Here is an 18,098-nt window from a genome sequence, read left to right as displayed (position 1 = left end):
ATTCCCCCAAGGGAATACTTGCAGACGTGAGAGAGCGTCAGCCGAAAAGGCCCCAAAGGTGAGAGAGCGTCAGTCCTGGAGGGTGGTGCCGCGCAGGTGCAGGGTCCAGGGGGCGGGGACCCTGATGCCCTCGGCGGGCGAGCGCTGCTCGAGCCGGTCCACCAGCATGGTGCAGACTCGGTCGAAGATCGGATCCGGGCCCACCGTGGTCAGCGCTGGGTCCGATTCCTGGCCTTCGGTGGAGTTGCCGACGCCCACGATCTGTACATCCTCGGGCACGCGGAGCCCCAGGCGGAAGGCGGCGCGGACGGCCTGCAGGGCCTCCATGTCGTCCGTGGCGAAGATAGCCGTGGGCGGTTCGGGGAGCTGGAGGAGTTCGAGCACCGCCTGGTACGCGAGGTCGCGGCGGTGGTGTGAGGTGCGGACCAAGTCGTCATCGACGGGGATCCCGGCACGCTTCATTCCGGCCACGTAGCCGCTGTACCGGGAAGGCTTGGTGCGGCGGCCCTCCTCGGCGCGCCGGATGCAGGCGATCCGGCTGTGGTTCGCGGTGAGGAAATCCAGGCCTTCGGCAATGCCCTCCTCCGATTCAGGGGCCAGGACGTCGAAGCCGGCAGGTTGCATGGCCTCGGAGATGACCACCTGGGCCACCCCGCGCCGGGCCAGTTCCGTCATGGTTTCGTCCTCCAGGACGCCTTCCGGGATGAAGCCGAGGATGACGCCGTCTGCCCCGCCGGACAGCATGAACTGCCGCCACGCGTTGCCCAGCAGAATGACGGGCTGATAGCCGTGCTCAGGGAGGATCTTGGCCGCAGCCGCGGCGAGGGCGCGGTCCCACGGCCATTCGAGGTCGCCGATGGCCACAGCCACCAGATCCGTCTTGCCCCGCCGCATGCCACGGGCCGCCTGGTTGGGCACATACCCCAGTTCGCGGACGGCATCCTTGACGCGCTCCTGCGTGGGCTCGCTGATACGGGTGGTTCCGCCGTGGCGCCCGGAGAGCACATAGGACACCGTGGTCAGCGACACGCCCGCGCGTTCGGCAACATCACGAATGGTCGGCTTGGATCCTTGCCTCAACGTCTGCGTCCTGTCTCTGCCGCCTGGGCCTCGAAACGGCCGGTTGAGAGGTACTCTATCGGGATTTGGCCAGGCCCTTGCTGCGCAGCGGACAGCGGTCATGTGCCCCCCGCTCGTCTCTGGCTCGCTGTTCCGTCGCTGGGCAGCAACGGAACAGCGGGCCAAGGACGAAGCAGTGGGGCCGGGTAGGGACGCTCCTACTCGATGTGCGCCAGGATGGTGCCAGCGCTGACCACGCCGCCAGCTCCGGACAGCACGGCGGAGAGCGTTCCGGCGCGGTGTGCGGAGAGCTGGGTTTCCATCTTCATGGCCTCGAGGACCACCAGTGGGTCGCCGGCGGCAACCTCGGTGCCGGGCTCCACGAGCCACTTCACCACGGTGCCGGCCATCTGGGACACGAGGGCGCTTTCGGCGACGGCAGCACCTGAAGCCGCCACACCGCCGTCGGGCAGCCCGGAACCCAGGCCCGAGACCTGCGAAGCGGACGGCAGCCCCTGGCCGGAGCGGGCCCAGCCGTCCAGCAGATCAGCCGGAAGTCCTACAGCAAGGCGCTTGCCGTCGAGCTCCACCGTGACGGTGCGCCGCTCGCCGGAGGGGGCCACGGCACTGTATTCGGGGTCCACGGGAATCTGGCCACCCGGATTCTGGTCAGTGAAGTCGGTTTCGATGCAGCGGGTGTGGACGTGCAGGCCGTCCTCGGACGTGAAGTCCGGGGCCTCGAGCACGGCACGGTGGAACGGCAGGACCGTGGCCAGGCCGGTGATGTTGATTTCGGCCAGTGCCCGGCGGGCCCGGCGCAGCGCCTGCTGGCGGTCGGCGCCGGTGACGATCAGCTTGGCCAGGAGCGAGTCGAACTGCGGCGGCACGAAGGAGCCCGCACGCACGCCGGAATCCAGGCGGACGCCCGGCCCGGTGGGACCGTCAAACGAAGCCACGGTGCCCGGGGAGGGCAGGAAGCCGCGTCCGACGTCCTCGGCGTTGATCCGGAATTCGAAGGAGTGCCCCCTCGGAACCGGATCCTCGGAAATGCTCAGCGTTAAACCGGCAGCGATGCGGAACTGTTCCTGGACGAGGTCGATTCCGGCGGTTTCCTCGGTGATGGGGTGCTCCACCTGCAGGCGGGTGTTGACCTCCAGGAAGGCGACGGCGCCATCGGCCGAGACGAGGAACTCCACGGTTCCGGCGCCGTAGTAACCGGCCTCGCGGACGATGGCCTTCGCGGCGCGGTAGATCTGTTCCTTCTGGCCGGCGCTCAGGAACGGCGCGGGGGCTTCTTCCACGAGCTTCTGGTGGCGGCGCTGCAGGGAGCAGTCGCGTGTTCCGACCACCACCACGTTGCCGTGGACGTCCGCGATGACCTGGGCCTCGACGTGGCGGGGGCGGTCCAGGTACTGCTCCACGAAGCATTCGCCGCGGCCGAAGGCCACCACGGCCTCGCGCACGGCGGAGTCGAAGGCTTCCTCGATCTCTTCCAGCTCACGGACCACCTTGAGTCCGCGGCCGCCGCCGCCGAAGGCAGCCTTGATGGCGACGGGCAGGCCGTGCTGTTCGGCGAAGCTGCGGGCTTCCGCGGCCGTGGCCACGGGGCCGTCGCTGCCGGCCACGAGCGGGGCTCCGGCGCGGACGGCGATTTCGCGGGCGGTGATCTTGTTGCCCAGCTGGCGGATGGACTCCGGTGCGGGGCCGATCCAGGTGAGTCCGGCGTCGAGCACTGCCTGCGCAAAGTCCGCGTTCTCGGAAAGGAAACCATAGCCGGGGTGCACGGCGTCCGCGCCGGACCGGGCGGCGATCCCGAGGAGCTTGCCGATGTTCAGGTAGGTGTCCGCAGGGCTGTTGCCGCCCAGGCTGTAGGCCTCGCTGGCGGCACCCACGTGCATGGCGTCGGCGTCGATGTCGGCGTAGACGGCCACGGAGCCGATCCCGGCGTCGTCGCAGGCGCGGGCGATGCGGACGGCGATTTCGCCGCGGTTCGCGATCAGGACCTTGCGCATCAGATACTCACTTTTCTTGAAGGTACGTCGTAGTTCGGGGAAATGCGGAAGCGGATGCTCCCGCCGATGGGGACCTGCGCGGCCCGGTCCAGGTGCTCGTCGGCCACGACGCCGATCACGGGGTAGCCGCCCGTGATCGGGTGGTCGGCCAGGAACAGCACGGGAAGGCCGGCCGGGGGGATCTGGATGGCGCCGGCCATGGTGCCCTCGCTGGGCAGTTCACCGTCCCGGCTCCGGCGCAGCGGCTCGCCCGCCAGGCGCATGCCCACCCGGTTCGATTGCGGGGTGACCTGCCAGGACTGGCTGCAGAGCGATTCCAGGGCGGAGGGCTCGAACCAGTCCTCGCGCGGGCCCGGAATGATGTCCAGGACGGTGACGCCGGCTTCGCCGTGTCCGGGGAACTCGGGCTGGAGCTCGGGGTTGCCCACCACTGCCGAATCCGTGTCTTTGCCTGCAGGGAGAGGCTGGCCGGGCACCAGCGGTGCCGGGCCGATCCCGGACATGGTGTCCGTCGAACGGCTCCCGAGTACGGCGGGAACGTCTGCCCCGCCCCGGATGGCCAGATACGTGCGGAAGCCACTTACCGGGGCGCCGACACTCAGGACTTCGCCGTCAAGCAGCGCGAACGGCGCGGCCATGGGAACGGTCCGCTGCGCGCCCGGCTGGGGCTCGCCGTCGTCGTCCTCGCCGCCGGCCAAAGCGCGCGACGGCGACTGGATGGTCAGCGTTGCCGGCGCGCCGGCCACGGCAAGCACCTGGTCTCCGATCGCCTCCACGCTGAGCCCGCCGTTGACGGTCTCGATGGCGGCTGCGGAGGAGCTGTTGCCCACCAGGCGGTTGGCGCGCCGGAGCGACGCCCGGTCCAGCGCACCGGCAGCGGAGACGCCCAGCGGCCCGTGGCCGCGGCGGCCGAGGTCCTGGATGAGGCTCAGGGCGCCGGGGGCTAGGATGCGGAGCCCGGCCGCGGCCGGCTCGGGTTCGGCAGCCGACGCCGCGGCCGGAGCCACCGTGACCACCTCGCGGACGGCCCGGAACTGCACCCGGTTCCCCGGGCGGACCAGGGCAGGCCGGGGCCGGTCAAGGTCCCACATGCGGGCGCCGGTGCGCCCGATCAGCTGCCAGCCGCCGGGCGAACGGCGCGGATAGACGGCGGAGTACTGGCCGCCCAGGGCCACGGAACCGGCAGGCACCGCCGTGCGGGGGGAGGAACGGCGGGGAACCTCCAGCGCATCGTTTTCGCCCACCATGTAGCCGAACCCGGGGGCGAAGCCGGCGAACGCCACGGTCCAGATCTGGCCGGTGTGGGCGGCAATGACGCCGTCCACCCCCAGGCCGGTCAGCTCCGCGACGTCGGCGAGGTCATCGCCGTCGTACACGGTGTCGATGACCACCAGGCCGCCGTCGTTCTCCACCGGTCCGGTGAGCTCAAGCTCCAGCAGCAGGGAGCCGATGGTGCGGGTGGCTTCGGCGGACTCGCCCACCACCATCACCGTCTCGGCCGCGGCCAGGACGTCCACCTGGCCGGGGAGCGGGGACTCGAAGAGCATGGCCTGCAGGGTCAGGACGTCCTGCAGGCCGTCCAGCTCTGCGAGTACCGCACGGGTGCCAACCGGCCGCACGGAGCGGACCTTGCCGGCTGTCTGCTGCGCTGCGCGACTCTGCATTTCGGTTTCCATCATCCGCTCGCAGCCGTTTAGGCGTGCGACTCCTGCAGGAGGCGCTCTTCTTCTTCGACGTGCGGGTCGCGGCCCATGGCCATGCCCACGATCGTGACGACGGCGGCCAGGAGCAGGTACCCGGCGATGAGGAGCCAGCCGCCGGAGGCCGAGCCGTAGAGGAAGGTGAAGATGATCGGAGCGAAGCCGCCGCCGATCACGCCGGCCAGGGTGTAGGCCAGCGAGCTGCCGGCGTAGCGGAGGCGGGCCGGGAACTGCTCGGTGATGAAGGCGGCCTGCGGGCCGTACATGAAGGCGTGGAACGCCAGGCCGATCACCACGCCGATGGTCAGCGTCAGCACGGACTTGTCCTGGATCATCAGGAAGAACACGGGGACGTAGGCGGCCGTGCCGGCTGCTGCGATGCCGTAGACGAGGCGGCGGTTGAAGCGGTCCGTGAGGGCGCCGGCCAGCGGGATGAGGAACAGCTGGAAGGCCGAGCCGATGAGGATGGCCGCCAGCACGTTGCCGGTGGTCATGCCCAGTTCCTTGGTGGCGTACACGGCCACGAACACGGTGAACAGGGAGTACAGGATGTCAGGGCAGATGCGGGAGAGGGCTGCGGCGACCAGGGCCTTCGGCTGGGTGGTGAAGACCTCCTTGATGGGGGCCTTGGGGCGGTCGCCGTGGGCCTGGATGGCCTTGAAGACCGGGGTTTCCTCGAGCTTGAGGCGGATGAGCAGGCCGAAGACCACCAGGAGGGCGGAGGCCAGGAACGCTACGCGCCAGCCCCAGGAGAGGAACGCTTCGGTGCTGAGGCTTGCGGCCAGGATGGCCAGGGCGCCGTTGGCCATGAGGTTGCCGGCGGGCGGGCCGATCTGGGCCGCGGAAGACCAGAAGCCGCGCTTGTTGGCGTCGCCGAATTCGCTGGACAGCAATACCGCGCCGCCCCATTCGCCGCCGACGCCGATGCCCTGGGCCAGGCGCAGGAGCACCAGGATGGCGGGGGCCGCGATGCCGATCACCGAGTAGTCAGGCAGCGCACCGATGAGGACAGTGGCGACGCCGATCAGCAGCAGGGTGACCACGAGGACGTACTTGCGGCCGATCTTGTCGCCGAGGCGGCCGAAGACGATGCCACCGATCGGGCGGGCAAAGTAGCCCACTGCGTAGGTCGAGAAGGACAGGATGAGCGCGACGAACTCATCGTTTCCCGGGAAGAAGATCTTGGGGAAGACCAGGGCGGATGCCACCGAGTAGATGGCGAAGTCGTAGTACTCAAGCGAGGTGCCGGTGAGGCTGGCGATGTACGCCTTGATGGCGCCGGCCGGTGGCTTCCTTGTCACGGCCTGTGCTGCCTTGCTGTTGGTGCTCATGTGTTCCTCCGGGGAGACGAGGTGGGGATTGAAGCGGGAGGCCGGTGGCCGGCCCGGGGGATCAGACGAAGGTGCCGATGCTGACGCCGGCGTCGCTGAGGGCGGACTTCACGGCGGTGGCCATCGCGACGGCCCCCGGTGAGTCACCATGCACGCAGATGCTTTCCGCGCGGATATTCAGGATGGAACCATCGATCGCCCGGACCGACTGTTCGGTGGCCATCCGCAGCACGTGCTCCGCCACTTCGGCGGGGTCGTGGAGGACCGCTCCGGGCAGCGTGCGCGATACGAGCGTGCCGTCCGGGTTGTAGGCGCGGTCCGCGAAGGCCTCGGTGACGGCACGCAGTCCGGCCGCCTCGGCAAGCCGCAGGACCTCGGAGCCCGGGAGCCCGAGGATCGGAAGGGTGGGGTCAACCGACTTGACGGCGTCGACGACGGCCTGGGCCTGGGCGGTGTGCTTGACGATCGCGTTGTACAGGCCGCCGTGCGGCTTGACGTACGTGACGGACGTTCCGGCGGTGGCCGCCAGGGCCTGCAGGGCACCGATCTGGTACACGACGTCATCGGCCAGTTCGAGGGGATCGATGTCCAGGAAACGGCGGCCGAATCCGGCAAGGTCCCGGTAGCCCACATGGGCACCGATCACGACGCCGGCCTCCGCCGCCTGCTGGCAAGTGGTGCGGATGACGGTGGGGTCGCCGGCGTGGAATCCGCAGGCCACGTTGGCGCTGGAAACGGACTGGAACATGGCGTTGTCGTCGCCGAGTGTCCAACGTCCGAACGACTCACCAACGTCGCTGTTCAGATCGATGCTTGCCATTGTGATCCCTGTCTCATGAAGTGCCTTAGATCAAGGATGCATCAAAATGTCGGATTGTTCAACAATTCAGCGATTCAAGTATTTGGCAATCGTGTAAGTTCGGTTCATGGCCAGTTCAGATGAAGGACTCCGCGACCCCGTCAACGGTGTCGGACGGGGCGGGAGCGCCCGCCGCCGCGTGGCCGTACCCTCCGTTGCGGAGCGCGTGGCCGATGAGCTGCGCTACCAGTTGGCCGAGGGCATGCTGGTCCCCGGGACCCGGCTGACGGAAGCCGCCATCGCCGAGGAACTGGGCGTCTCACGCAACACTGTGCGGGAGGCCTTCGCCGAGCTGGCCAGCGAGCGCCTGGTGGTCCGCCATCCGAACCGGGGCGTCTTCGTGGCCACCCTGGAAGCCGGGGACATCCACGACGTCTACACCGTGCGCCGGGCCATCGAAGTCAGCGCCATCCGCGGCGGCGGAACGCCGGAAGGCATCGCCGCAGTCCGCGCCGCGGTGGAGGAAGGCAAGCGCGCCGCCGCCGTGGAGGACAACGAGGGCCTGGGCAGCGCCAACCAGCATTTCCACGGCGCCATCGTCGCCCTGGCCGGAAGCCGCCGGCTGGACACGATCATGTCCCACGTACTGGCGGAGATGCGCCTGTTCTTCCACAAGGCCAGCGTGGACGCCCACTTCTACAGCGGATACCTCACGGAAAACGACGAGATCTGCTCAGCCCTGGAAGCAGGCAAACTCGACCGCGCCGGGGAGCTCCTGCACGCATACCTGGACCGTTCGGAAGCGCAGCAGCGGGCCGTCCACGGGGAATAGGCCGGGCAGCGCCCTTAGCGCTTGCCCTTCTTGCGCGAACCCTTGCCGCGGCCCTTGTCCGGGTTGGGTGCGTAGCGCTGCGGCACGGAGGGCTTCTTGGCGCCACCCCCCCGGCGGTCCGGCTTGGGCGCCTTCTTTGGCTTCTCCTGCTGTGCCGAGGGCTGGCGCGAGCTCTGCGCGGTGCGACCGCGGACGATCCCGATGAACTCCTCAATGACAGGACTGTCGGTGCCGCTCGGCCAGGCCAGGGCGATCTGGGTGCCCGGGGCACCGTTCAGGCGGCGCACCACGGTCTGCTTGTTGTTGAAGTGCCGCGCCACGGACATGGGCATGATCGCCAGGCCGGCGCCGGAGGCCACCACCTGCAACGCCATCTCCGGGCCGCCCATCTCCTCGACGTCCAGGAAGTTCTCCTCGGACAAGTCCGCCAGCTCGACTTCCTCGAAGACCGAGATTTCATGGCCCTTGGGCGCCACCACCGCGGGCTGCTCCTCGTAGAGCGGAATGACGTTCAGGCCCTCGCGCTCGATCGGCAGCCGGACAAAGCTCAGCTCCGCGGAACCCTCGGCCAGCACCGAAAGCTGCTCGCCGGCGTCGGACATGAAGGCATGCAGCGGAACACCGGGCATGCGCTCTGCCCAGCGGCGGATCCACTTCCCCGGGGTCACGCCGGCAACATAGGCAATGCTCAGGCCGTGACGCCCGGCGTCGCCCGGCTCCGGCTGGGTCTCGGCGTCGGAGGCGGCGGTGGGTTCTTGATCGGCTGGCACCAGTTCACAGTACCGCCCGGCACCCGGCGCTGCAGCAGGCCAATGGTTCCCGCGGGCACCGCCGCGAAGATACCCAAGCAATACTTGCAATAATTACTTGTTAGCAACAGCAAGACTGTCGCTCGGAGAGCTTCGTCACAGTTCAACCGTGAGGATTCTTTGCCTGTTTGACCCCCGGCCTTGGCGATGGATCCCCCGTGTTAGCTTGATCACCACGGTCCGAACGGACGGCTCTGCGGAGCCCCGAACGATCTCCTTCACGCGGATTCCGGCCCCCACCGTTCATTTGCGTACCCCCTTTTCCCGACCCCTAACCTCCCGGAGGATCCATGCGAGCTGCTTTGCCCCAAGAAGCCGATGTGCCCAGCGCCCCGGCTGAGCCCAGCGCCCCGGCTGAACCGCACGCTGGGACGGAACCGGACAAGCCCGGCCTCAGGCGGTCGATGGAAGCCCGCCACTTGGTGATGATCGGGCTCGGCGGCGTGATCGGCTCCGGCCTGTTCGTCAGCTCCGGCTACACTATTTCCCAGGCCGGACCCCTCGGCGCGGTGGTCGCCTACCTCATCGGCGCCGTCGTCGTTTACCTGGTGATGGCGTGCCTCAGCGAACTGGCCATCGCGTACCCCGTTTCCGGCGCCTTCCACATCTACGCGGCCCGCTCGATCGGGCCGGCCACGGGGTTCACCACCGCCTGGCTCTACTGGCTGACCTGGGTGGTGGCCCTAGGCTCCGAATTCACCGCCGCCGGCCTGCTCATGCAGCGCTGGTTCCCCGAGGTTCCCGTCTGGATCTGGTGCCTGGTCTTTGCCTCGGTGCTCTTCGGGATGAACGCGATTTCCTCCCGCGTCTTCGGTGAGAGCGAATTCTGGTTCGCCATGATCAAGGTCGCCGCGGTCGTCGGCCTGATCATCCTGGGCGGCGCAGCCCTTCTCGGCTTCCACCCGATGGCCGCCGGCGGCTACCCGCACCTGTTTGAGAACTTCTCGACGGCGGAAGGCCTGTTCCCCAACGGCTTCACCGGCGTGCTGGTCACCGTGCTGGTGGTGTTCTTCGCCTTCTCCGGTTCCGAACTGATCGGTGTGGCCGCCGGCGAGACCACCGATCCGGCCAAGAACATCCCCAAGGCTATGAGGACCACGGTCCTGCGCCTGGTGATCTTCTTCATCGGTGCAATCGTGGTCATCGCCGCCACCATCCCCTACGACAAGGCCGGTCTCGACGAAAGCCCCTTCGTCACGGTCTTCTCCAGCATCGGCGTCCCTTACGCCGCGGACATCATGAACTTCGTGGTCATCACGGCGCTGCTCTCGGCGGGCAACAGCGGCCTGTACTCCTGTGCCCGCATGTTGTTCTCGTTGTCCGCAGAGGGGCACGCGCCCAAGGCGTTCGGCAGGCTGACCAAGCGGGGCATCCCGATGGTCGCCCTGATCGTCAGCATCTTCGGCGGCCTCGCGTCACTGATCAGCAGCATCGTGGCGCCCACCACCGTGTACCTGGTGCTCACCTCGGTTGCCGGTTTCGCCACGGTGGGTGTGTGGATGTCGATCGTGGCCTCGCACTACTTCCATCGCCGCGCCTTCATCCGGAACGGCGGGGACCTCTCCAGCCTGCCGTACAAGGCCCCGTTGTTCCCGCTGGTTCCGATCCTGGCGTTCGTGGCCTGCCTGGGCTCGATGATCGGCATCGGCTTCGATCCGGCACAGGCCACCGCCCTGTACTTCGGCGTCCCGTTCGTGGCGGCGTGCTACCTGATCTTCCACGTCAAGTACGGCAGGAAGGGACGCAAGGACAGCGGCGGCCCCTCCCGTGGCAAGCTGGCTTCGGAGGACGGCCAGGCCGGCAACGACGCCGGGAAGGTCCCCGCCGGGATCGGAGCCTAGCCGCGCGGCCCGGCTGCAGCGGCGGCGGAAGCGCCGCCGCTGCCCCACGAATTCGCGCTGGCGGATACCCTTGAAGTATGACCTCTGAGAACTCCCAGTCCATGAAGCCGGCAACCGTTGCCAAGAAACTCGGCATCTACCTGCCCGCAACACCCCAGGAGTTCCAGGATTCGGCTATTTCACGCGCCGATTTCGCCGAACTCCAGGCCAACCCGCCGGAGTGGCTGGCTGAACTTCGCCGCAACGGCCCGCACCCCCGCCCCGTTGTCGCCCAGAAGCTGAACGTATCCATCAGCGGCCTCGCCCGCGGAGGCGTCGAGGATGCGCTCACGACGGCGGACATCACCGCGCTGCTGCAGGCCCCGCCGCAGTGGCTGGTGACCGAGCGCGCCACGCACGCCGCCGTCCGTTCCGAGGCACAGCGCGTCAAGGAGGCTGCCGCCAAGAAGGATGCCACCAAGGAAGCCAAGGACAACGCGGCCGCCAAGCGCGACGCTCCCAAGGCGTCCAAGCGCGACCACGCCTAGGCTTCACCAGGCATTCCGAGGCTTGTTTGCGGTTCCGGACCTTCAAGGTCCGGAACCGCAAACAAGCCTTTGCCATTTCTGCGGCCCGGGCGTCAGCACCGACTACCGGGCCACCGTCGAGCGTCTCGCACAGGCATTGGCGGACGCGGAGCGCGCGGCGGGAGTGCCGACAACGGGCTGAAGCGGCCCCGATGACGGCTACGGAAGGGACGAAGCTGCCTGCTGCGACACCCAGGCGGCGATTTGCGTGCGCGAACCGAAGCCGAGTTTGCCCAGCATGTTTTCGACGTGACCGTCCACCGTCCGGGGCGAAATCACAAGGGTCTCAGCGATGGAACGGTTGCTGAGCCCCTCGGCGACGAGGCGGGCGATTTCGCGTTCCCGGGGCGTCAGCGGGGACTTCGCCGCTGCTTGGCTGCCAACGGAGGGCTTGACGCCGAGGGCCTTTGTAATCGCCTCCTCTTTGGTTAAACGCGGCTGCTGCGCCAATAGTTCGGCCAGTCTGCGGGGGCTGAGGTGGTGCCAACGGTCTCGGCGGCGTGAACAGAGTCGGCCTTCGTGGCCGGAAACATCGCCGGGTACGGTGGCGACCCGTCGCGGATTGCGGTGATGGGTGACAGCGCCGGCGGCAACCTCGCGGCAGTTGCCGCGCTTCGCAGCAGGGACGACGGCGGTCCGGCGCTGAGTGCGCAGGTCCTGGTCTACCCCGTCATTGATTCAACCGCGGAGTTCGCCTCCCGGGCTGAGTTCAAGGACGGGGTTCGTGATCACGGCCGCAGACATGGATTCGTTCTGGGGCACTTACCTGCCCACCCCTGCGGACGCGGAAAACCCCCATGCTACTCCGTCCCGCCGCGTCCTTGGCCGGCCTGCCGCCAGCCTTGGTCATCACCACGGAATTCGACGTTGCCCGCGACGAAGCTGAAGCCTACGCGGCCCAGTTGGCGGCGGCGGGTGTCCCCACCGAATTCCTCTGCGTGGACGGCCTCATCCATTGCACTTACTGGATGTCGGGCGCCGTGCCGCGCAGCCGGGAGATCCACGACGCGGTTGTGAAGTTCGTGCGCCGGAGCTTGGGGGCCTGACCAGCCATATCAATAGTTCATCAGTGTTGGGCCCTGCCGGTCAGCAGGGCCCAACACTGATGAACGCGGGATGCGCTGACCCGTGTCGATACCCCGGGATGAACTCATATGCAGAACGTATCTATCAGGCGTAAATAGGTATTTCCCATTACTAATCTGCCGCCCTATTCTGAACTGAACGCGGCAATTTTCCGCATTCAAACTTGTGAGGGGCTTCAATGGAGACGCGTCATCTCAAATACTTCATTGCCGTTGCGGAGGAGCGTCATTTTGGCCGTGCTGCCCAGCGGCTGCACATGGCCCAGCCTCCCTTGTCACAGCAGATCCGCCAGCTTGAGGACCAGCTCGGGACGCCCCTGCTCCTGAGAACCACGCGCAAGGTTGAGCTCACTCCCGCGGGCCAACTTCTGCTGGACCGGGGAAGGCGCCTCATTGAGGAACTTGAGGTGCTGGAATCGGACATCACCCAGGTGGGCGCCGGGGCCACGGGCATCATCCGCGCAGGATTCACGGGAACAGCTACCTACCGCCTCATGCCGCTCGTGGTGCAGGCAGCGCGCCGCCAGCTTCCCGGCCTGCGCATCACCGTCCAAGGCGAAATGCTGACGCCCCAGATGGAGACAGCACTTGAGGAAGGCCGGCTGGACGTAGCCGTCCTTCGGCCGCCGGTGCGATCCAGCGAGGTGGAGCTTAAGCTCCTTGAACAGGACGAACTGGTGGCTGCCCTGCCCGCAGACTCCGAACTGGCCGAAAAGGGAACGCTGGACATCAGGGAACTGGCCAAACAGGACTTCATCGGCTATCCAACGCACTCTGCCGTGAACACGATCTTCGTGGACGCCTGCCGCCGTGCCGGGTTCCAGCCGCGCATAGTCCAGGAGGCCAAGGAGACATCGACCCTCCTCTCCCTTGTCGCAGCAGGGATGGGCATAGCGCTGGTTCCCATGACGTCGCGGATGTTCACGTTCCAAGGCGTCGCCTTCCGGCAACTGCGCAACCCGCCTCCGGTGGATCTGGCCGTGGCTTGGAACCGGAACAACCGGACTCCGTTGATCGACAACTTCCTGACCCTCTTCGACTCGCTGCCCACCTTCCCGGGTGCAGTACCGGCACCAAAGGAACCAGCACATGAGGATTGAGCGCATTGAGGCAATCCCCTATGCAATTCCCTACACACGCCCCCTGAAGTTCGCTAGCGGCCAGGTGACAACTGCCGATCATGTTCTCATTCGGGTGTATACGGATACGGACATTTGCGGCATCGCAGACACCCCGCCGCGGCCGTATACCTATGGCGAGACGCAAGACTCGATCGTGTCCGTAGTGACCAAGATTTTCGCACCCCAATTGATCGGGCTGGACCCGCTGGACCGCTCGAAGGTCCAGCAAATCCTGCGCCGGACGGTGAACAACCCCACCGCCAAGGGCGCTCTGGACATTGCTTTGTGGGACCTTATCGGCATTTCGCTGGGAACGCCCGTGCACAAACTCTTGGGCGGCTTCACCGACAGCATGCGCGTTTCGCACATGCTGGGTTTCAAGCCGGCCGCGGAACTACTGGACGAAGCCCTTGAGTTCCGCAGCGTACATGGGATCAACACGTTCAAGCTGAAGACGGGCAGGAGGCCCTTGGAACTCGATATCGAGGCGTGCCGGGTACTCCGCGAAGGCTTGGGCGACGGGACCGAGATCTACCTGGACGCCAACCGCGGCTGGACGGCCAATGAGGCCATGGAAGTACTGAACCGCACAGAGGACTTGGGACTGTCCATGCTGGAGGAACCTTGCGATGCGGGGGAGAACCTGGGCCGTCGCCGTTTGGTCCAGCACTCGAAAATCCCCATCGTCGGCGACGAAAGCATGTCCACCTTGGGCGATGTGTCCCGCGAACTGCTCTCCGGCGGCAGCAACGCCGTCTGCATCAAGACCGCCCGGAGCGGATTCACGGAGGCGCAACAAATACTGGGTCTCTGCGAGGGTTTGGGGGTCGATGTAACCATGGGCAACCAGATCGATACGCAGGTTGGGAGCCTGGCAACCATTGCGTTCGGCGCTGCCTTCGAACACAGTTCGCGCCGTGCCGGCGAACTGTCCAACTTCCTCGACATGTCCGACGATTTGCTTGCCGAACCGCTGCAAATCGTCGACGGCGCCATCCGGGTCCGCGACGTGCCGGGCGTGGGAGCCGAGATTGATCCCGACAAGCTGGCCAAGTACCGCCAGGACTAACAACTCTCTGGAGACGACATGCTCTTTTTGGTTCGAATGGACGTCAACATCCCCCTCGACATGCCGCAAGCGATGGCAGAGGCCATCAAGGCTAAGGAACGCGACTACTCCCAGGCCCTGCAAAGGAAGGGCCGCTGGCGTCATTTGTGGCGCGTGGTGGGCGAGTACTCCAACTACTCCGTCTTCGACGTCGCAGACAACGACGAACTGCACACCGTACTGTCGGGCTTACCGCTCTTTCCCTATATGGACATCAAGGTGACACCGCTCGCGCAGCATCCGTCCGCCGTCGAGCAATCAAGCAACGGCAACGGTGCCGTCGCCGACTCACATGACGACCCTGGGATTCATATGCAAACCGTTCCAATGGAAGGGAAATAGGTATTTCCCTTCACCCAATTCGAATCCTAGGCTTGTTTCATCAGCCAAAACATGACCCATATCACTTGGAGTTACCAAGGCCAGGGTCTGTGAAACCCACCACCGGAACGTTCGGAGACAAAGGAGTCATCATGACGACGGAAACCCAAGCAACAGCCGCTGCTTCAGGCGCGGGAGCCACTGCGCGATTCCGCGAGAACAAGCAGTTCACCGCGAACACCAGCCAGGAGCGTGTCAGCACGATCGCCGGCCGTGTCATCAAGGCCATCAACGACACCGTCCTGGAAGAACACGTCAGCTACGACGAGTACAACGCCCTGAAGGCTTGGCTCATCAAGGTCGGCGAAGACGGCGAATGGCCGCTGTTCCTGGACGTATGGGTTGAGCACTCTGTGGAGGAAGTTGCCAACGCCAACCGCCACGGATCCAAGGGAACCATCGAGGGCCCCTACTACCTGCCGAACTCCCCCGAGCAGAACTCGCCCGCCACACTGCCAATGCGCGACGACGAACCAGGCACCCCGCTACTGTTCCAGGGCCAGGTCACCAACGTTGCAGGGCAGGCCCTCCCCGGCGCCAAGATAGAGATCTGGCACGCGGACGACCTCGGCTTCTACTCCCAGTTCGCCCCCGGCATCCCGGAATGGAACCTCCGCGGCGCCGTCGTGGCCGACCAGGATGGCAACTTCCAGGTCCACACCATGCAGCCCGCTCCGTACCAGATCCCCACGGACGGAGCCTGCGGACAACTCATCGCAGCCGCCGGCTGGCACGCCTGGCGGCCGGCCCACCTGCACCTCAAAGTGTCCGCGCCCGAGCACCAGCTCATCACCACGCAGCTGTACTTCGAAGGCGACGAGCACGTTGCTGATGACATTGCCTCGGCAGTGAAGCCCGAACTGGTCCTCGCTCCCACGGACCGGGCTGATGGCATCGGACGTGAAGTCACCTACAACTTCGTCCTGGATCCGCAGGACTAGCCCCCGGCAGCTCCCCGCGACCAGCCAACCACCAAAACAACTCGCCTTGATGCCGCATTGCCAAAATCAGGCCAAAACCAAAGGAGGCAGCAGTGACTCAGGAAGCAGTCATGGCCCCTATTGACACCCGCGAACTGCGTCACGCCTTCGGGACGTTTGCCACCGGCGTCACGGTGGTGACCACCCGTTCGGACGATGGCGTCCCGCACGGCGCCACCGTCAACGCCTTCACCGCCGTCTCACTGGACCCGCCCTTGGCCCAGGTGACGCTGACCCGCACGTCCAGGGCAGCCCGGTACCTGGAAGGGGCGCCCTTCGCCATCAACATCCTGTCCCTGGAGCAAATGGACGTCGCCCTTCACTTCGCGGGGAAGGCCATGCCGAATGAACCGGAATGGACACTCGACGGTTTTGTACCTGTCCTGACGCAAAACGCGGCGACGCTCGAATGCCGGCCGTGGAATATCTACGACGGCGGCGACCACATCATCGTCGTCGGCGAGGTGATCTCCATGGAGATCACCAAGCGGCCTCCTTTGCTGTTCTTCGGAGGCAAGTTCCGCGAAATCGGAAAGCTCGTTGAAGGTGCCCCATGGGACCACTCCGGCGACGGCCCCGAGTCCGGCTGGTTTGCCGGATCCAGCTCCTTCAAACCATTCATCAGCCTCTAGCCTCCAGAAATCTTTCCCGAAAGGAACCATCATGACTGAGATCCTTGACCAGAACACTCCTTCGTCCATACTGACAATGGATGAACGGACCACCCCCGCCAACCCGACGATGCCTATGACGGGGGACGAATACATCAACTCGCTCAAAGACGATCGCGAGGTCTGGATCTACGGGGAGCGCGTCAAGGACGTGACCACCCACCCGGCGTTCCGGAACTCCATTCGCATGGCCGCCCGGCTTTACGACGCGATGCACAAGCCTGAGTTGCAGGACAAGCTCATGGTGCCCACCGACACCGGCTCTGGCGGCAAGACCATGTCCTTCTTCCGCACCCCGCACAGCGTCGAGGACCTCAAGAAGGACCGGGTAGCCATCGAGACCTGGGCCCAGATGAGCTATGGCTGGCTGGGCCGCTCGCCCGACTACAAGGCTGCCTTCCTCGGCACCCTGGGCGGCATGCCGGACTTCTACGAACCGTTCCAGGAAAACGCCAAGCGCTGGTACAAGGAGTCCCAGGAGAAGGTCCTCTACTGGAACCACGCCATCATCAATCCGCCGGTGGACCGCCACCTCCCGCCGGACCAAGTGGGCGACGTGTTCATGAAGGTGGAGAAGGAGACCGACTCGGGCCTGATCGTCTCCGGCGCCAAGGTGGTCGCCACGGGATCGGCGATCACCAACTACAACTTCATCGCCCACTACGGTCTGCCGATCAAGCGTAAGGAATTCGCGCTGATCTGCACCGTTCCCATGGACGCCCCCGGCGTGAAGCTGATCAGCCGCGCCTCCTACAGCCACCAGGCAGCCGTCATGGGCACGCCGTTCGATTACCCGCTCTCCAGCCGTATGGACGAGAACGATTCCGTGTTCGTCTTCGACAAGGTCCTCATCCCTTGGGAGAACGTGTTCGCCTACGGCGACGTTGAGAAGATCAACAACTTCTTCCCGCAGACCGGCTTCATCAACCGCTTCACCTTCCAGGGCGTCATCCGCCTGGCCACCAAGCTGGACTTCATCGCGGGCCTGCTTATGAAAGCCCTGGAAATTGCCGGAACACAGGACTTCCGCGGCGTCCAGACCCGTGTGGGCGAAGTGCTTGGCTGGCGCAACATGTTCCGCGCGCTCATCGACGGCATGACCCTCAACCCGGATCAGGGCCCCAACGGCACCGTGCTGCCCAAGCTTGACTACGGCCTGGCGTACCGGATGTTCATGGCAGTCGGCTACCCGCGGATCAAGGAAATCATCGAGCAGGACGTCGCATCCGGTCTGATCTACCTGAACTCCTCAGCACTGGACTTCAAGACCCCCGAGATCCGGCCGTACCTGGACAAGTACGTCCGCGGCTCCGACGGCGTCGAGGCCGTTGACCGGGTGAAGCTCATGAAGCTGCTCTGGGATTCCATCGGCACCGAGTTCGGTGGCCGCCATGAACTGTACGAGCGGAACTACTCCGGTAACCACGAGAACGTAAAGGCCGAGATCCTCTTCGCAGCGCAGGCCCAGGGTACGACGGACTACATGAAGGGGTTCGCCGATCTCTGCATGTCCGAGTACGACCTTGACGGTTGGACGGTCCCGGACCTCATCAACAACGACGACGTCAGCATTTTCCTCAAACGCAGCTAACTTATTCCTGGGTGAGCGGCGCTGCCAGTCCATGCACGGAGCGCCGCTCACCCGTCAAGAGGCATTGCTGGCCGCAGACGGCCACGCCCCCGGCAATCCACTCGGCACCCCGACTTTCATCTGCCCGCGCTGAACCCCCTCGGGCGGAAGTTTAAACACGCGCAGCATGGGTCAGCTGGTACGACGAGACTGACTCGGATTCAACACCCCGG

General features: G+C 65.9%; 17 protein-coding genes and 1 pseudogene. 11 read left to right on the top strand and 7 right to left on the bottom strand.

The window, feature by feature from the left end:
* Positions 1–69 precede the first annotated feature (69 nt).
* The 5 genes from J1902_RS08495 to J1902_RS08475 all read right to left on the bottom strand — a co-directional run bounded on the left by J1902_RS08495 (position 70) and on the right by J1902_RS08475 (position 6,922).
* A complete protein-coding gene (locus J1902_RS08495; protein WP_207615807.1) occupies positions 70–1,080 on the bottom strand; it encodes a LacI family DNA-binding transcriptional regulator in 1,011 nt (336 codons plus the stop codon).
* 197 nt (positions 1,081–1,277) lie between these two features.
* Positions 1,278–3,071 carry an ATP-binding protein gene (locus J1902_RS08490; RefSeq protein WP_207615806.1) on the bottom strand — a complete coding sequence of 598 codons (1,794 nt, stop codon included), beginning with the start codon at positions 3,069–3,071 and terminating at the stop codon, positions 1,278–1,280.
* A complete protein-coding gene (locus J1902_RS08485; protein WP_207615838.1) occupies positions 3,071–4,747 on the bottom strand; it encodes a 5-oxoprolinase subunit B/C family protein in 1,677 nt (558 codons plus the stop codon). Before J1902_RS08485 ends, J1902_RS08490 begins: the two co-directional genes overlap by 1 nt.
* A 17-nt stretch (positions 4,748–4,764) precedes the next feature.
* Positions 4,765–6,102, bottom strand: a complete 1,338-nt coding sequence (locus tag J1902_RS08480) for an MFS transporter (RefSeq protein ID WP_207615805.1) — start codon at positions 6,100–6,102, stop codon at positions 4,765–4,767.
* A gap of 61 nt (positions 6,103–6,163) precedes the next feature.
* Positions 6,164–6,922: a LamB/YcsF family protein gene (locus J1902_RS08475; protein ID WP_207615804.1), complete on the bottom strand. Its 759-nt coding sequence runs from the start codon at positions 6,920–6,922 to the stop codon at positions 6,164–6,166.
* 106 nt (positions 6,923–7,028) lie between these two features.
* Here J1902_RS08475 and J1902_RS08470 point away from each other — a divergent pair, with 106 nt between their 5' ends.
* Complete coding sequence (locus tag J1902_RS08470; RefSeq protein ID WP_207615803.1) at positions 7,029–7,733, top strand: GntR family transcriptional regulator; 705 nt, start codon at positions 7,029–7,031, stop codon at positions 7,731–7,733.
* Between the two features lie 14 nt (positions 7,734–7,747).
* Here J1902_RS08470 and J1902_RS08465 read toward each other — a convergent pair whose 3' ends face one another.
* Positions 7,748–8,503 (bottom strand): LysR family transcriptional regulator substrate-binding protein, encoded by a 756-nt coding sequence (locus J1902_RS08465; protein WP_207615802.1) that lies wholly within the window; start codon positions 8,501–8,503, stop codon positions 7,748–7,750.
* Between the two features lie 443 nt (positions 8,504–8,946).
* On the opposite strand from J1902_RS08465, the gene J1902_RS08460 reads away from it, so the two are divergent.
* Positions 8,947–10,383 carry an amino acid permease gene (locus J1902_RS08460; protein WP_372434424.1) on the top strand — a complete coding sequence of 479 codons (1,437 nt, stop codon included), beginning with the start codon at positions 8,947–8,949 and terminating at the stop codon, positions 10,381–10,383.
* 77 nt (positions 10,384–10,460) lie between these two features.
* Complete coding sequence (locus J1902_RS08455) at positions 10,461–10,910, top strand: DUF5997 family protein (protein WP_207615800.1); 450 nt, start codon at positions 10,461–10,463, stop codon at positions 10,908–10,910.
* Between the two features lie 198 nt (positions 10,911–11,108).
* On the opposite strand, the gene J1902_RS08450 is transcribed toward J1902_RS08455, so the two are convergent.
* The gene (locus J1902_RS08450; RefSeq protein WP_242701771.1) at positions 11,109–11,399 is read right to left on the bottom strand and encodes a response regulator transcription factor; all 291 of its coding nucleotides are present in this window, start codon (positions 11,397–11,399) and stop codon (positions 11,109–11,111) included.
* A 69-nt stretch (positions 11,400–11,468) separates the two neighbouring features.
* Here J1902_RS08450 and J1902_RS19680 point away from each other — a divergent pair.
* The 8 genes and pseudogenes from J1902_RS19680 to J1902_RS08410 form a co-directional block, all read left to right on the top strand.
* Positions 11,469–11,651 (top strand): annotated as a pseudogene (locus tag J1902_RS19680) (alpha/beta hydrolase fold domain-containing protein); the annotation flags it as partial.
* A 44-nt stretch (positions 11,652–11,695) separates the two neighbouring features.
* Positions 11,696–11,995 carry an alpha/beta hydrolase gene (locus J1902_RS19675; protein WP_307794399.1) on the top strand — a complete coding sequence of 100 codons (300 nt, stop codon included), beginning with the start codon at positions 11,696–11,698 and terminating at the stop codon, positions 11,993–11,995.
* A gap of 218 nt (positions 11,996–12,213) precedes the next feature.
* Positions 12,214–13,134, top strand: a complete 921-nt coding sequence (locus J1902_RS08435; protein ID WP_207615798.1) for a LysR substrate-binding domain-containing protein — start codon at positions 12,214–12,216, stop codon at positions 13,132–13,134.
* Positions 13,124–14,224, top strand: a complete 1,101-nt coding sequence (locus J1902_RS08430; RefSeq protein ID WP_207615797.1) for a mandelate racemase/muconate lactonizing enzyme family protein — start codon at positions 13,124–13,126, stop codon at positions 14,222–14,224. Before J1902_RS08435 ends, J1902_RS08430 begins: the two co-directional genes overlap by 11 nt.
* An 18-nt stretch (positions 14,225–14,242) precedes the next feature.
* Positions 14,243–14,605 (top strand): muconolactone Delta-isomerase, encoded by a 363-nt coding sequence (catC, locus tag J1902_RS08425; RefSeq protein ID WP_207615796.1) that lies wholly within the window; start codon positions 14,243–14,245, stop codon positions 14,603–14,605.
* 131 nt (positions 14,606–14,736) lie between these two features.
* On the top strand, positions 14,737–15,585 hold the full coding sequence (catA, locus tag J1902_RS08420) for a catechol 1,2-dioxygenase (protein ID WP_207615795.1): 849 nt from the start codon (positions 14,737–14,739) through the stop codon (positions 15,583–15,585).
* A 92-nt stretch (positions 15,586–15,677) separates the two neighbouring features.
* Positions 15,678–16,256: a flavin reductase family protein gene (locus J1902_RS08415; protein WP_307794397.1), complete on the top strand. Its 579-nt coding sequence runs from the start codon at positions 15,678–15,680 to the stop codon at positions 16,254–16,256.
* 31 nt (positions 16,257–16,287) lie between these two features.
* The gene (locus tag J1902_RS08410) at positions 16,288–17,886 is read left to right on the top strand and encodes a 4-hydroxyphenylacetate 3-hydroxylase family protein (protein ID WP_207615794.1); all 1,599 of its coding nucleotides are present in this window, start codon (positions 16,288–16,290) and stop codon (positions 17,884–17,886) included.
* Positions 17,887–18,098 lie beyond the last annotated feature (212 nt).

The sequence above is a fragment of the Arthrobacter cavernae genome, from assembly GCF_017368795.1.
In the GTDB taxonomy this organism is placed as follows: domain Bacteria; phylum Actinomycetota; class Actinomycetes; order Actinomycetales; family Micrococcaceae; genus Arthrobacter; species Arthrobacter cavernae.
This window is presented reverse-complemented; position numbering and strand designations above follow the sequence as displayed.